At 71.3% G+C, this 15,528-nt stretch carries 9 protein-coding genes; 7 read left to right on the forward strand and 2 right to left on the reverse strand.

Annotated features, from left to right (window positions below):
- The 5 genes from OHA61_RS03050 to OHA61_RS03070 all read left to right on the forward strand — a co-directional run bounded on the left by OHA61_RS03050 (position 1) and on the right by OHA61_RS03070 (position 7,609).
- On the forward strand, positions 1-1,125 hold the full coding sequence (locus OHA61_RS03050; RefSeq protein WP_406301554.1) for a hypothetical protein: 1,125 nt from the start codon (positions 1-3) through the stop codon (positions 1,123-1,125).
- On the forward strand, positions 1,106-4,045 hold the full coding sequence (locus tag OHA61_RS03055; protein WP_406301555.1) for an AAA family ATPase: 2,940 nt from the start codon (positions 1,106-1,108) through the stop codon (positions 4,043-4,045). Before OHA61_RS03050 ends, OHA61_RS03055 begins: the two co-directional genes overlap by 20 nt.
- Positions 4,042-5,175, forward strand: a complete 1,134-nt coding sequence (locus OHA61_RS03060) for a trypsin-like peptidase domain-containing protein (RefSeq protein WP_406301556.1) — start codon at positions 4,042-4,044, stop codon at positions 5,173-5,175. Before OHA61_RS03055 ends, OHA61_RS03060 begins: the two co-directional genes overlap by 4 nt.
- 32 nt (positions 5,176-5,207) lie before the next feature.
- Positions 5,208-6,272, forward strand: coding sequence for a trypsin-like serine peptidase (locus OHA61_RS03065; RefSeq protein WP_406301557.1), 1,065 nt, complete (start codon positions 5,208-5,210; stop codon positions 6,270-6,272).
- A gap of 65 nt (positions 6,273-6,337) precedes the next feature.
- On the forward strand, positions 6,338-7,609 hold the full coding sequence (locus OHA61_RS03070) for a glycosyltransferase (RefSeq protein ID WP_406301558.1): 1,272 nt from the start codon (positions 6,338-6,340) through the stop codon (positions 7,607-7,609).
- Here OHA61_RS03070 and OHA61_RS03075 read toward each other — a convergent pair.
- Positions 7,575-9,092 (reverse strand): DUF2201 family putative metallopeptidase, encoded by a 1,518-nt coding sequence (locus OHA61_RS03075; protein WP_406301559.1) that lies wholly within the window; start codon positions 9,090-9,092, stop codon positions 7,575-7,577. The genes OHA61_RS03070 and OHA61_RS03075 overlap by 35 nt on opposite strands.
- A gap of 209 nt (positions 9,093-9,301) precedes the next feature.
- Entirely contained in the window at positions 9,302-10,087 is a 786-nt protein-coding gene (locus OHA61_RS03080) for a VOC family protein (protein ID WP_406301560.1), read from the reverse strand.
- Positions 10,088-10,711: 624 nt separating this feature from the next.
- Between OHA61_RS03080 and OHA61_RS03085 the strand changes: the two genes are divergently transcribed.
- Entirely contained in the window at positions 10,712-12,403 is a 1,692-nt protein-coding gene (locus tag OHA61_RS03085; protein WP_406307264.1) for a S8 family peptidase, read from the forward strand.
- Positions 12,404-12,592: 189 nt separating this feature from the next.
- Entirely contained in the window at positions 12,593-15,511 is a 2,919-nt protein-coding gene (locus tag OHA61_RS03090; protein ID WP_406301561.1) for an AAA family ATPase, read from the forward strand.
- Positions 15,512-15,528 lie beyond the last annotated feature (17 nt).

Consider the following 15,528-nt stretch of genomic DNA (forward strand, 5'->3'; position numbering starts at 1 on the left):
ATGCCGTTGGCCGACACGGAATGGGACCTCGTCACCATGTGGGTACGGGAGTACCTGCTCGACACCACCGACCCCCACACTCAGCTCGTCCAGTACGGTTTCGCCCCGGAATTCGTCGCCGCTCTGCCGCTGACGGCGGTCAGCGCGGAGAATGCCCGCGCACTGGTTCAAGCGTCACGCAAAGACATCCAGAGGCAGCTCAGACTCGTGGAGGTCGTCGCCGCGGTCGACAGACTCAGCGTCCTTCCGGAAGTCTCCAAGGCTCTGGAATTCCAGGACCGGCTGCGCGAGGACTACCGCGTCCACGCCTCACAGGACAATTTCCGTACCTGCGTCCTCAAGAACGGCACCGAGGTCTTCATCGACCGGCAGAACCTGCGCGAGACACTGCGTCAGTTCGTCGACGACCCTGAGAAATCCGTACTGCTGGTCGACGGCGATCCGGACAGCGGAAGGTCTTACACATACAACCTCATCCGCCATATCGGGCAGCACTACGGATTCCGGCCGGCCCGGGTGACCCTGTCGCACACGTCCACCGCGGACAAGGTGGTCCGCCGGCTCGCGGAATTCGTCTCCGACCCGCGCGCGGGAATCTCACCGCTGAATCCCACGGAGCTCAACGACCAACTGCCTTCGATCGACGATGCCGTGCACTGGGTCGTCGGCCGGGCGACAGCCGTCGAGGACCGCTTCTGGCTGGTACTGGACGAGTGCGACAAGCTCGACCCCAGCTCCGACGTGTGGGACTTCATCGGGCAACTGGCCCTCGCCATCTACGAACACGCCGCCGTACGAGGTGACCAGGCACCCCGTCTGGTCCTTCTCGGCTACGGGCCCTCGATGCGCCAACTTCCTTACGACCTGCGGGGAAGCATGTGCTGGGACACCGCCCGGGCCGCCGAACCCGCCGATCTGCGCAGGTTCTTCGACCAGTACTTCCACGAGTCCCCTCCCGGTTTCCTCGGCGGCGGACCGCCCGACGAGGCCACGATCACCGAACTCGTCGACGTGGCCGTCCAGGAGGTCCTGCGGGCCGCGGAAGCGCGCAGCGGCAGTGAGAGCTACATGAGGAGAGTCTGTACGGCGGCAGAGGGGGCGATCCGTGTCTACCGGGCCCTCTGAGGCGGGGAAGGTCTTCGCTGCCCGCCTGCGCCAGGAACTCAGTGCGGTTGAGGACGGTTCCCCAACCGTCCCGGACTCCCGCGCGGCCTATCGGCAGGCCGCCTGCCTGCTCACCCGCTTCGACCCCATGCTGCTCCGGCTGCCCGGCGAGGATCACGCCACCGGCGGCGCGGTACTCGAACTGCTCGACGACTGTACGACGATGGGCATGGGCATGAAGGCACGAGCCGTATGGACCCTCAAGGCCGATGCCCGGGACCGGGCGCTGCGTTCTCTCGCCGGTCCGCAGGCCGCGCGGCGCGCGCTGGAGTGCAATCTCGACCAGTTCGAGGACCAGCCCGGGCCGGAACGCATCTGCCTTGCCTATCTGTCGGGCAGCCCGCACCAGCCGGCCGATGAGAACGCGTCCGAACTGGCCGACACGCTCCAGGCGGTGCTGTGGCTCTCCCGCGTGCCGGGCATGACCGGTCTGCCGGACACCGGTGAACTCCAGCGCGCACTGGAGCGCGCCCGACTCCTGCAGCCCCTCGAACGCCTCGTCCAGCAACCGTTTCAGGGGCGTGAACGCGAACTCGACGAGCTGCGCGACTACATCGGCACAGCTTCCGACTCCGGCACACCCGTCCCGCCACTGGTCATCCATGGCCCCGGCGGCATGGGCAAGAGCACCCTGCTCGCCAAGTTCCTTCTCGACAGCATCCACGAACACGAGCGCAGCTTCCCCTTCGCGTACATCGACTTCGAGCGCCCCACACTCTCGATCCACGAACCGGTCACGCTCATCGCCGAGGCCGCCCGGCAGCTCGGCATCCAGTACCCCGCTCACCGTGACGAGCTGGAGGCACTGGCGTACGAGTGTCAGCAGACGGCCCGCGGTCAGCGGGAGGGCCAGGACCGGGTCACACAGCTGCACGAACTCGCCACCACCAGGACCGTCCTGGGCCGCAGTTCCTCCCAGGAGTTCCAGCTCCAGGCCACAGAACGCGATACCGACCTCATCCGGCGCACCGCGGACCTCCTGATCCGGGTGGTGGAGGCGGCGGGCCGGAAGAACCCGCCCTTCGTCCTCGTCATCGACTCGTTCGAGGAGGCCCAGTACCGGGGTTCACCCGTGATGGGCAGGCTGTGGCGCATGTGCGTCACGTTCCAGGGCGTCTATCCGGGGCTGCGTGTCGTCGTCTCCGGGCGTGCGCCCGTCGACCATCCGGCACGGACCGTGACACCGCAGGACATCGAGCTCCACGAACTCGACCGGGAGGCCGCCATCAGGCTTCTGACGGCGTGCGGAGTCACGGACGGGGAGATGGCGGGGATGTGGGCCGACCGTGTGGGCGGTCACCCGCTCAGCCTGAAACTCGCCGCCCGGGCCGTCACCCTTGCGGGAGGCGAAGCCGAGTCGATGGGCGACCTGATCAGCAGCATGCCCGCCCGGCGCCGCCAGTTCACGCGCCGCATCGACCGGATGCTCATCCAGGGCATCCTGTACGACCGCATCCTCAACCACATCGCGAATCAGGAGGTACGCCGTCTCGCCCATCCGGGCCTGGTGCTCCGGATCATCACTCCCGAGATCATCAAGGACGTCCTGGCCGAGCCCTGCGGACTGCCCGTGGAGACCCTCGACGACGCCCAGCTCCTCTTCGACGAACTCTCCCGCCTCGACCTCGTCGAACCGGCCGGCCCCGGGGCCGTACGGCACCGCGGCGACGTCCGCGCCATCATGCTGCGCCTGCCGGGCAGTGACCGCACCGACGTGATGCGCACGATCGAACGGCGTGCCGTCCAGTACTACGCCGCACGCGAGGATCTGGAGGCACGCGCCGAGGAGATCTACCACCGGCTGCGCCTCGAAGAGAACCCGCGCTCGGTGGAGGAGCGGTGGCTGCCCGGCGTCGAGCGTTTCCTGGTCGGGGCGCAGCAGGACATGACCCCCAGGTCCGCGGGCCTGCTCACGGCGAAGCTCGGAGGCGGAGCCTCCGAGCATGTCCTTGAGGGCGCCGACCAGGAGGACTGGGAGCGGATCGCCGCCCGTGAGGTCGAGGACCTGCTGGCCCAGGGCTTCCCCGAGGCGGCGCTCGTCCGCCTCGGCGAACGCCGGCCGTGGACGCCGTGCAGCCCCCTGCACTCCCTGCTGGCCGAGACGCTGAGCCGACTCGGACGGGGGGCTGAGGCGCGGGGGACGGTCTCGCAGGCCGTCAGCGCCACGGCGGGCGCGGGATGCGCGGACAGACAACTGGAACTGCTCCTGCTGTCCGCCCGCCTCGCGGAGGAGGGCGGCGACGTGGAGGGCGCGGGCAGCGACCTGCGGGCGGCGGAGGACATCGCGGTCGACCTCGGGCAGGATCTCGAAGCGATGGGTGCGCTGCTGGCCCGGGCCCGCCTCGCCGCTGGTGCCGACGTGCCCGATCCGGAAGCCGACAGCCGGCTCTCCGAGGGACTGCGGCGCCTGCCCGACGCCGTACTCGCCGACCAGCCCGCACTCGTACGCGCCGTCGCCTCGCAGATCTACCCGCAGGACGACGAGGCGCTGGAACACGCGCTGGACGTCGTCGGGTTGCCCGGGGACGACGAGGCGCTGGAGACCCTGGGGGCGGCCATGCGCCGGGCGGCCGCCCGCCAGCCACGACTGCTCGGTGCGCTGATGGACATCCTCGGCGATGCCGCGGACCCGGCCGAGCCGCCCGCGGGAGCCGGCCCCACAAGCACCACCGAAATCCTGCGCCTGGCACGCGACCGCGGCACCCTCGACACACTCGCCCGGCGGCTGCTGGCCCTGCCCGACACGAGCGGTGAGATCGTGGCCGGGGTGGCCGCCGCCATGGGCGCGAGGGGGCTTCCGCCGCCGAGTTCCACGGCCCCCACGGCGGAGCCGGACAACGCGAGCGAAGGGAACGGCCCCCCGCGGCCTGGTCGGTCATGAACGCCTACCTCACGGCGGCCGAGATCCTCCAGGTGCGCGACGCCGCCCTGGAGACCGGGCTCGCCGACCCGATGGTCCGGCCGCTGCTGTTCGACGGGATCATGCCCAAGTACCGGGGCACGCTGCCGATGCTTCCGGCGCCCGGGCGGCAACTGCACTCGGACCTCAACGAGATGAACCGCGTCGAGCGGCTCGTCGACGGTTCCGTACCGCTGGAGATCTGGCTCCGCAACGCCATCGCCCAGACCACCGAAGCCGAACCGCTCGCCCTCCTGCAGCGCACCCTGGACGATGTGGCACGCAGCGCGGGAGGCGAGCCGGACATCCTGGCGTCAATGCCCGCCCCGGACATCCGGGAGATCAAGGAGGAGATCGTCCACCGCGACGACACGGTCCCCTTCGACTTCCTGCGCGGCGGCGACCTCGCGGGCACGGCGGTCGCGCGTATCAAGGTTCCCCCCTATCAGGCAGGGGCCCCGCTGCAGCCGAACGGTTTCCCGCACTCCGGCACGGGATGGCTCATCACCCCGGACCTCCTCGTCACCAACCACCATGTGGTCAACGCCCGGTCCGGCACCGGCTCGGGACGGCCGCTGGCCGATGCCGAAGACCTGCGCCTGCAGGCACAACACGCGCGGGCGCGCTTCGACTACGACACGGACGAGGTGGAGACCGAGGAAGCCACCGTCGGCGAACTCGTCGCCGCGGACCCGGAACTCGACTACGCGATCGTTCGGCTGACCGCAGCGCCCTCCCGGCCGTCGCTGAAGCTGGCGAAACAACCGCTGTCGGTCGCCAACGGCGATGTCGTGGCCGTCAACATCATTCAGCACCCCGGCGGACAGCCGAAGCGGGTAGCGCTGCGCAACAACCTCGTCTACGCGGCCGACGGGAGCGACGTGCGCTACTTCACCGACACCCGGGGCGGATCCTCCGGTTCGCCCGTGTTCACCGACGACTGGAAGGTGGTGGCACTCCACCGGGGCACGCGGCGGGTGGAGGACGTGATGTTCCAGGGCAGGACGACGGCCTTCGTCAACGTCGGCACACAGATGGACACCATCATGCGCCACCTGCAGGCGAACAGCCCCGAAATCCATGCCGAGATCGAGAAGGCACAACACGACTGAACAAAACCGCCGAGGAGACTGAGGAGGGCGATATGGGCAGCCGGAGCAGATCACCGGTGGCGACCGGTCCCGAGCAGGTCTTCACCGATCTGCGCGAGGTCGCGCAGCGCGTACGGGAGGGACTGTGGCGGGAAGTCCCCGAGTCCTCGCAGGAACTCCCCGCCGAAGAGCAGCCCTCGGGGCAGATATCCCAGTTCGCCCAGCAGGAACGGGACCGCGTTCTGTCGGCGGGCGCGAACGGTCTGGAGAAGCTCGCCGACGGGCGCGAGGACGAGATCAGCGACGACGAGTCCTTCGGTATGGAGGCGATCGTCCTGCTGGAGGGCAGACCGGCCATCCTCGTCCAGAACCAGGACTTCGCCCCGCAGGACGGCGACTGGGCGGTCCTGGACGGGCACCGGGCCGCGATCCGCGAGTCGATCGCGCGCGTCGGCCGGGTCGAGGTCTCCGGACACGCCAGCCTGGACTGGATCGGCACCGGGTTCCTCGTCGGCCCGGACACCGTCATGACGAACCGTCATGTGGCGGCCGAGTTCTCCCGCGGTGACGGCACCGGCTGGACGTTCCAGCAAGGCATGAGCGCCCGGATCGACGTGGCGGAGGAGTACGGCGCGCTCCCGGCGATCAGCGAACCGGCGTACGAGATCACCGAGGTGATCGGCATCCACCCGGACGTCGACATGGCGCTGCTTCGGGTCCTGCCCGCCGCGGGTGGCACCACGCTGCCGACCCCGCTCGCGGTCGCCGCCGACGCGCCCGCGGATCTGCCCGGACGTCCGGTGTACTGCGTCGGCTATCCGGCGTACGACGGCCGTCGCAACGAACCGGAGTCGATGCGCAGAATCTTCATGGACATCTACAACGTCAAACGTCTGCAGCCCGGCACCACCACGGAACTCCGGCCCGAGCAGACGGTGATGATGCACGACTGCTCGACGCTGGGCGGCAACAGCGGCTCCCCCGTCTTCGACCTCACCGATCACCGCGTCCTCGGCCTGCATTTCGGCGGCCGCTACGGCTTCGGCAACTACGCCGTGCCCCTCTTCCAGCTGGTCGACGATCCTCTGCTGCACCGCGCCGACGTCAACTTCGTCTGAATGCGGGCAGGACTTCGGCGCGCGCTGCGGGAGCGGTGCCCGCGGGCCCCGCCATACTGGCGCTCATGCGCGTGGCGGTGATGACGGCAGGCTCACGGGGCGACGTGGCCCCCTACACCGGACTCGGCCAAGGCCTGGCGCAGGCCGGGCACGACGTCACCCTCGTCACCCACGCCCGCTTCGCGCCTCTCGTCGACACCGCACGCGTACGGTTCCATCCGCTGCCCGTCGACCCGCGCGCCGCACTGGAATCCGCGGCGGGCCGGGCCCTGCACCGCAGCACCACCGGCGCCGGAAAGCTGCTGCGCGTCATCGACATGGCGCGCTCCCTGGTCGGTCAGATGGCCGACGACCTGCTGGCAGCCGCCCACGCGAGCGATGTGCTGCTGCTGTCCAGCTCGCTCGGGCCACTCGGCCACACCATCGCCGAGGGGCTCGGCCTGCCCAGTATGGGCGTCTATCTCCAACCACTCGCCGCCACCGGGGAGTTCGCCCCGCCGGTCACGGGAACCAGGTCGTGGGGACGGACGGCCAACCGGCTGGCGGGGCGGGCCGTGAACGCCGCCGTGGACCGCGTCTTCGCCGACGCCACCCGCACTCTGCGAGCCCGCCTCGGCCTGCCGCACACCGGAGCGCGTGCCGCCCGCCGGGCCCGCGAACGGCAGGACTGGCCCGTCTTTCACGGCTTCAGCGAGCTGGTCGTGCCCCGTCCGCGGGACTGGCGCCCGGGGCTGCGCGTCGCCGGTTACTGGTGGCCCCACGATCCGCCGACCGCCCAACTCCCGCCCGTTCTCGGCGACTTCCTCGCCTCCGGCCCGCCCCCGGTCTTCGTCGGGCTGGGCAGCGCGACCGTGCCCGACCCGGACCGGGTCAGCGCGACTCTCGTGCGCGCACTGCGGGCCGCCGGTCTGCGCGGCGTGATCCAGTCCGGCTGGAGCGGACTGCACGCCGACGGCGAGGACATGCTCACCGTCGACGAGGTTCCGCACAGCGCCCTGTTCCCGAGGATGGCGGCGGTGGTCCACCACGCGGGCGCCGGAACCACGGCCGCGGGCCTGCGCGCCGGTGTCCCCGCCGTGCCCGTCCCCATCCAGTTCGACGAGGCGTTCTGGGCCGCCCGCCTGACCTCGCTCGGCGTCTCACCCGGCCCCCTCCCGCTGCGCCGCCTCACCGCGACCGCCCTCACCACAGCGCTGGTCAGAGCCACCACCGACCCTGCGTACGCGCACCGCGCCCGCGCTCTGGCTGCACGCCTCGACGCGGAGGACAGCGTCAGCCCTGTGCTCGCCGCCGTGAACGGGCTTACTGACAACGGAAGACCGGGCCACGGGCGGTGAACGGCAGGGAGGAGCCCTGCGGGATGAGAAAGGCGTGCTCACGCCGGATGCGCAGGACATCGCAGCAGCCGTCGGTGATCACCAAGACCGGCGCACCGGGCGGGAAGTCGTCGGCTCTCTGCAGCAGGTCCACGCCCGGCTGCAGCTCGGTGCCACCACGCCCGCGTACCCGGACCCGTCCGGCTATCTCCGTCGGCGGCAGATAGCCCGCGTCGTACGGGCGCGCGTCGCAGAACACCACACGGGCGGCCGGTACGTCACGGGCCTCGGCGTACGAGGCGATGGCACCCAGCGCCTTGCCCAGCAACGCGCGGTCCATCGAACCGGACGTGTCGAGCACCACCCCGAAGGTGCAGCGGGCGATCTCCTCCGGCGGGAAGTACCGGCCGGCCCGGGGGATGTCGGGGGTGGAGGCCTGTCGACGGGCGGGGCGGGCGTAACTGCGAACCGGCTGCGGGCGCGGCACGAACTCGTCGAACCATCTCGCAAGCCGGGCGTCCCAGGGCACGGGCGGATGGGCCAGCGCACGAATCTCCTCGATGAGCCCCGCCGGCAGCAGCCCGCGCTCCCCCGCCAAATGAAGATCGTGGCCCTGCAGCAGCCCGCGCCGGTAGAACTCGTCGAGGTCGACATAGGTGCCGCGGGCACTGCCGTGCGCGAGGGGTTCACCGAGGATGTCCCCGGCGCCCTTGCCCCGCAGCGTCGCCAGCCGTCGCCGCCGGCGCAGATCCCCGGCGATGCCGCCGTACACCTCCTCGACCGAGAGATCACGCAACTCCGGGTCGTACAGCAGCCCTTCGGGCATCGCGCCGACGCCCATCGTGTGCAGCCAGCCGTTGACGACATAGTCGGCGGCGACATTGAACAGGAGCGGGTCGCGTGCGCCGCACCGCTCGCCGTGCCGCAGGGCGGCATGCAGCATCTCGTGCCCGAGGATGAACCGCCACTCGTCGTCGGCGTACCGCACAAGCGGGTTGATGTAGATCTCGCCGGCGGCCGCGTTGACGGCGGCGATCGAAATGCCGTGGGCGCGGGCCAGTTCGGCGTCCGCGACCAGCGTCATGCCGGCCGCTATCCCGCCGAGCAGCGGATAGGAGGAGACGAACCAGTTCAGCGCGCGGTCCCATGGCTGCTGCCTGGCCCGCTCTCCGGTGAGGCTGTCCCGGCGCCCGCCCGCGACGTCCATGGCCGCGGACACGGTGCGGGTCAGGGCCCGCGCGAACGCCAACTGCCAGTCGGGGGGCTGCCCCTGCCAGCCGGTGTACGCCACGAGCACCTGGTCGGGGTCGGCGCCTGACGTACCGCAGTGTTCGTACGCCGCGGGGATGCCGTCGCGTCGCCAGCGGGCCGCGAGCTGCTCCTCGTCCCCGCCGGGGTACGAGCTCGGGAGATCGTCCGGTGCGCGGCCGACGGGGAAGCCTGCACGCGTGGAGTTCCTTCGGGGGAGGTGACCAGGGCGTCCAGTGTGGGCTCGGCCGGCCACCTCGTGCACGCGATTAATCGCCAGCGTCGCCTGGGCTCGCGGACTGCGATCAGCCACTGACGCCGGAGATGAAGTGCTCCGGTCTCGACGCGGCCGACCTGGCTTCTCCGCGAGCGGATCGACGGAAAAGTGGCAGTGACCACGGACCGCTGACACGGCTCCCCGGGCGGCGCCGCCTCACCCGGCGGGCCGCCCGGTGAGCCGGGCGGTCAGGCAGCCGCGCCGCGGATGATCGCCAAAGCCGCGCCGAAGGGGTCCGTGAACATCGCCAGGCGGCCCACGCCCTCCGCGTCCATCGGCGGAATCAGCGTGGTGGCGCCGCTCTCCATGGCCTTGGCGAAGGTGGCGTCGACGTCCGCCACTTCGAAGTACGGGTGCCACTCCGAGCGGGAGCCGGCTTCCAGGTGCTCCTTCTGGAGCTGCATGATCCCGCCCTGCGTGGCCTCCTGTCCGCCACCCGACGGGGAGACGACGCTGTAGGTGATGCCCGCGAACGGCATGTCCTGGTATTCCCACGAAAACACCGAGCGGTAGAAGTCCTTCGCCGAGGCCGCATCCGTCGTGTACAGCTCGGTCCAGGACAGGGTGTTCACATCGGTGACCGCGCCCAGGCCCTTGGTATCGCCCGGCTGCCAGACCGCGAACTCGGCGCCGGTCGGGTCGGTGAAGGCCGCCATACGGCCCTCGGTGAAGACATCCCCCGGCGGGACCCGGACGGTGCCGCCGGCCTGTTCGACGGCCTTGGTGGTGGCGTCCGCGTCGGGCGTCAGAAAGTACGGGGTCCATGAGGAGGACGCGCCCTCCTCGGTGAGCGGGCCGATCGCCGCGACCGTCTTCCCGTTCACCTGGAAGAAGCCATACCCTCCGGCATCCGGGCCCAGACTCTGCAGCTCCCAGCCGAACACGGCTCCGTAGAAGGCGGCGGCCGCGTCGACGTCAGGACTTCCCAGATCGATCCAGTTCGGAGCGCCCGGGACATATGTGGTGGTCAGCATCGCAATTCTCCTCCCGCGGGTGTGCGGTGGATGTCGGATGTGTCTGTCGGCCTCAGCATGGCAGCCACCACTGACAATTCGCGGTTCCGCGCGCGATGACACCCTGCCGCGCGCCACGCGTGCGAAGTGTGGCGGTATCTCCCCACATGGCCCGACGGACCGTCAGCCCCGGGGGGGCACGTCCCGGCCTCGCCCCGACCCTCCCCGTCACCCCCACCGGGGGTGACAAGGGTTTTCCCCGTATCGAGTTCATCTCCGCGTTCCCTACTGTCTGCCGCACCGGCGGATCTCATCCTCTGACCCTTAAGTGTCAGGTGCATGTAAACCATGGGTTTCCGTTCGGTGGCGGCCCTTGACCAGGGGCCGTCGCACGGGCGGCGGCGCACGGGCAAACCCGACCCAAGGGCACCAGGGATCGCACCCCCACAGCGAACCGTGGTTCCCGCGCCGCCCGCCCGCGCTCCGCACCGTCAGTGGAAAGGGAACACCTTGAACGGTTCCAGACGGAGACTCATATCCGTCGTGGCCGCGAGCGCGACGATCGCCGCCGTCGCCGCGACGTCGTCCGTAGCACTCGCCGCCACCCCGTCACCCTCGCCGAAGCCGGCTCCGGCCGCCCAGGCGATGACCTCGCTGCCGACCGCACCGGTCGAGAAGGTCATCGTCACCTACAAGGCCAAGACGGCCGAGGCCGGCTCCAACACGGCGGCCAAGACCGACGCGACGGCCAAGGGCGCCGAGACCGGCGAGACCCTGTCGTTCGAGCGCAGGCTCGCCGGCGGCGCCGCCCTGATCGACCTCGGGGGCGAGACGTCCAAGCAGGACGTCGCCGAGGTCATGGCCGCCTTCCGGGCCGACTCCTCGGTCGCGTCCGTGGAGCCCGACATCCGTGCCTACGCGATGGCGGTCACCCCGAACGACACCGAGTACACCAAGCAGTGGGACCTGTTCGAGGCCACCGGTGGCATGAATGTGCCCGGCGCCTGGGACAAGGCCACCGGAAGCGGCGTCAACGTCGCCGTGATCGACACCGGCTACGCGGCCCACTCGGACCTCGCCTCCAATGTCATCTCCGGCTACGACTTCATCTCCACCTCCGCCGACGCCCGCGACGGCAACGGCCGCGACAGCGACGCCAAGGACGAGGGCGACTGGAACGCCACCGACGGCGAGTGCGGCACCGGCTCCAAGGCGAGCAACTCGTCCTGGCACGGCACCCACGTCGCGGGCACCATCGCGGCAACGACGGGCAACAGCAAGGGCGTTGCGGGCATCGCGTACAACGCGAAGATCCAGCCCGTCCGCGTGCTTGGCAAGTGCGGCGGCTCATCGGCCGACATCGCCGACGCCATCACCTGGGCGTCCGGCGGCACCGTCCCCGGCGTCCCGGCGAACCCGACGCCCGCCAAGGTCATCAACATGAGCCTCGGCGGCGCCAGCTCCACCTGCCCCAGCGTCTACCAGAACGCCATCAACGGCGCCGTCTCGCGCGGCACCACGGTGGTCGTCGCGGCGGGCAACAGCAACGCCAACGCCTCCGGGTTCACCCCCGCGAACTGCGCCAACATCATCAACGTGGCGTCCACCAGCCGTGAGGGCAACCGTTCGTTCTACTCGAACTACGGAAGCATCGTCGACGTCGCCGCGCCGGGCGGTGAGACCCGCCGCGCAACCGACACGCCCGGCACCGTCACCACCCCCGAGAACGGCATCCTCTCGACGCTGAACTCCGGCGCCACCACGCAGTCGACGGAGAACTACAAGCCCTACCAGGGCACTTCGATGGCCGCCCCGCACATCGCCGGGCTCGCCGCGCTGCTGAAGTCGGCCAAGAGCACTCTCACCCCGGCCGAGATCGAGGCCGCGATCAAGAGCAACGCCAGGCCGCTGCCCGGTACGTGCACCGGCGGCTGCGGCACCGGTATCGCCGACGCCACCAAGACCGTGAACGCGGTCACGGGCACCACCGGCGGCACGACCTTCACTAACACGACGGACGTGTCGATCTCGGACAACTCGACCTCCACCTCGTCGATCGCGGTCACCGGCCTCACGGGCAACGCCCCGGCCGCGCTCAAGGTCGCCGTGGACATCAAGCACACCTGGCGCGGCGACCTGGTCATCGACCTGATCGCCCCGGACGGGACCGTGCGCAACCTGAAGGCCTCTTCGGGCTCGGACAGTGCCGACAACGTCCTCGCGACGTACACGGTCGACGCGTCCAGCGAGGTCGCGAGCGGCACCTGGAAGCTCCAGGTCCGCGATGTGGCATCGGGTGACACCGGCTACATCGACAGCTGGAGCCTCACCTTCTGAACCACCCCGAATTACTGCATCATCGCTGGTCAGGGGCGCGTCCGCGGTATCTCACCGCGGGCGCGCCCCGCCGCCTTTCCGAGGCCCGGCGTCCGCATGCCGGACACCGGGCCTGGACTGTGCGGGCTTGGTTCGTATTCTCTGCACACGTGGGCAGGGGGTCCGCGCACGCCGGAAGGTGGTGGGCACGTGACAACAGCGGCGTACCGGCCTGCGCCGGTCGGGCGGGTGGAGCTCCTCGCCCGGCTCGAACGGGTCCTGAACACCCGCGGGCGCGCCCTGCTCACCGGCCCTGCCGGGGTCGGCAAGACGGAGGTCGCCCTGGCCACCGCCGCGCGCGCGGAGTCCCGCGGCGAGCGCGTGCTGTGGCTCGCCACGCTCCCCGCCGACCGGGACATACCGGGCGCCGCGGCCGCCGCCCTCGTCGCCTCCATAACGGCGAGCGTGTCCTGGCCCGTGCCCGGGACACAGGGCGGCCCCGCAGCTCCCCACAGTCCGGGCGGCTTCGACATCCTCGAAGAGCTGCCCGGTCCGCAGCGGAACGCCGTCGCCATGCTGTGCCGCGAAGCGCCCATCCCCGACGACGGCTGGGATCCCATCGCGCTTCGTCTTGCCCTCGCCCAGATCCTGCGGACCCTTGCCGCGCGCGGCCCGGTCCTGCTGGTCGTCGACGGAGTCCAGCGCATCGACGCCGACAGCGCCGACCTGCTGCGCTTCGCCCTGCATCTGGCCCCCGCCGCGCTGCGGGTCATCGCCGTCGAGACCCCGGCGGCGTACGGGTCGGACCCGGCAGGGGCCGCGGTGCCGCAGCCGGACGCGGCGGGCCCTGAACCCCTGTGGGTGCCCTCCGAGGCCGATGTCCTGTTCGTGTCACCGCTGCACGCCGACGAGATCGCCGAACTCCTCATCCACCACCGGCTGCCGTCCCGGATGGCCGGGCGCATCCACCGGGCCAGCGGCGGCAATCCTCGGCTCGCGCTCGCCGTCGGCCGTTCCCTAGCCGACGCGCGCACGCCGGTGCACCACGCCGAGACACTGTCCCTCTCCGGCCGTGCGCGCGATCTCGCCCGGCAGTTGCTGGGAGCCGCCTCCCCCGCCGTGCGCGGCACGCTCCTGCTGTCCGCGCTGGCGCTGCGGCCGACGGCGTCACTCATCCGCCGCGCGGGCCGCCTCACCGCCGAGGCCGACCTCGCCGCCGCCGAGCGGGCCAACCTGATCTCCCTCAAGGAGGACGGCACGGTCGCCTTCACCGCCGGCCTGCTGCCCTCCACTCTGGTGCACGACGCCTGCTGGACCGAGCGCAGCGACGGCCACGCGGCGCTCGCGCGCGTCGTGGACGACCCTGTCGAGGCGGTACGGCACCGGGCTCTGGCCACGGACATCCCCGACGAGGGCCTTGCGGCTGAGGTCGCGGCGGCGGCCGAGACGGCCCGGCGCCGCGGAAACAGCGCGCTGGCCGCCGAACTCGCCCTGCTCGCGGCCGAGTCCACCCCTGTCGGGCTCGGCGCGCAGCGGATCACCCGGCTTGTCGACGCTGCCGAGGAGGCGGCCCGCGCGGCCCGCGCGGATCTGGCGATGCGTGCCGCGACCGATCTCCTCGCCCGCGACGCCGCGCCGGCCGACCGGGTCCGCGCGCGGCTCGCGGTGCTGGACACGGCCGGGCAGGGGCTGAGCGACCTCGACGAGATCTACGTACACGCGATGGAGGACTCCGAGGGCGACACGGCGCTGCGGGCGGCAGTGCAGCTGCGGCTGGCGCTGAAGTACGTGCTGGCGGACGGCGATCCCGTACGCTCGCGGGCCGCGGCCGTCGAGTCCGCCGCGCTCGCAGGGTCGGTGGGCGACCGCAAGACGGCGGCCAGGGCGCTGACCGTGCAGGCGCGGATGGAACGGGTCCTCGGCTCGCCGGACGCGGAACGGATTCTCGCGGAGGCGCGAGCCCTGGAAGTGTTCGAGCGCCCGCTCGGAATCCGTAACGCCGCACAGATACTGACGATCCGTCATGCCATGTTCGACGACCGTCTCATTGACGCCCGCGACCAGCTGAACGCCCTGCTGCCGCTGGTCGAGCGCCGTGGCGAGGTCGAGGACGCCATAGAGCTGTTCCGTACGCTCGCGGAGGTCGAGGCCAGGCAGGGGCAGTGCGCGGCGGCTCTTTCGCACGCCGGCCGGTCCCTCGCCCTCACGCTGGAGGCCGGTCTCTCGCCGGGACCCGCCTGGTACGCGCTGGCGCTCGCGGAGACGGCGGGCGGCAGCTTCGCACGTGCCGCCAGCTACGCCCGGCGCAGCGTCCAGGCCTCCGAGGAGGAGTGCGACCACGTCTTTCTCTCCCGCAGTCTGTACGCACTGGGCCGGGTTCAGCTCGTCGCCGGCGATGTGGCCGACGCCCTGGAGACCCTGCGCCGGGTCCAGGCCGCCGAGCACGCCCAGTCGACCGTGGACCCGTCCATGCTGCGCTGGCACGAGGAGCTGGCCGAGGCCCTGCTGGCGAACGACGCACCGGAGGAGGCCGCGAACCTGCTCGCCGATGTACGGCCGGTGGCCGAGCGCCTGGGCCGTACGACGGTGCTGCTCGGCTGCGACCGGACGTACGCGCTGTATCTGGCGGCGAGCGGCAAGGCGGAGGAGGGGGCGAACCTGCTCACCCAGACCGCCGACCGCTTCGACATGGCGGGCCTGCCCCTGGAGCGCGGCCGGGCGCTGATCGCGCTCGCGCGGGTGGAGCGCCGCCGCCGGCGGCGGTCGGCCGCTCAGAACGCGCTCCAGTCCGCGGCCGCGGTCTTCGAACGGGCGGGAGCATCCCCCTGGCTGGCGCTGGCCGCGGAGACCGGGTCGTCGCGGGCGACCGAACCCGACGCGGCCCGCGGCGGCGCCCCCGCCTCCCTCACGGAAGCGGAGCTGCGCCTTGCATTGCTGGTCCGTGAGGGAGCGAGCAACCAGGAGGCGGCGGCCAAGCTGTACCTCAGTGTGAAGACGGTCGAGGCGCGTCTGACCCGCATCTACCAGAAGCTGGACGTCCGTTCGCGCGCGCAGCTGGCGACCGCCCTGAATGCCTGGCCGAGCCACCGGGCGGCCCCGGAATCCGCGGACGGCCCGGCGGGAGGCTGATCCCGCCGGGCCGTCCG

It is taken from the genome of Streptomyces sp. NBC_00885 (genome assembly GCF_045207475.1).
Classification (GTDB): Bacteria; Actinomycetota; Actinomycetes; order Streptomycetales; family Streptomycetaceae; genus Streptomyces.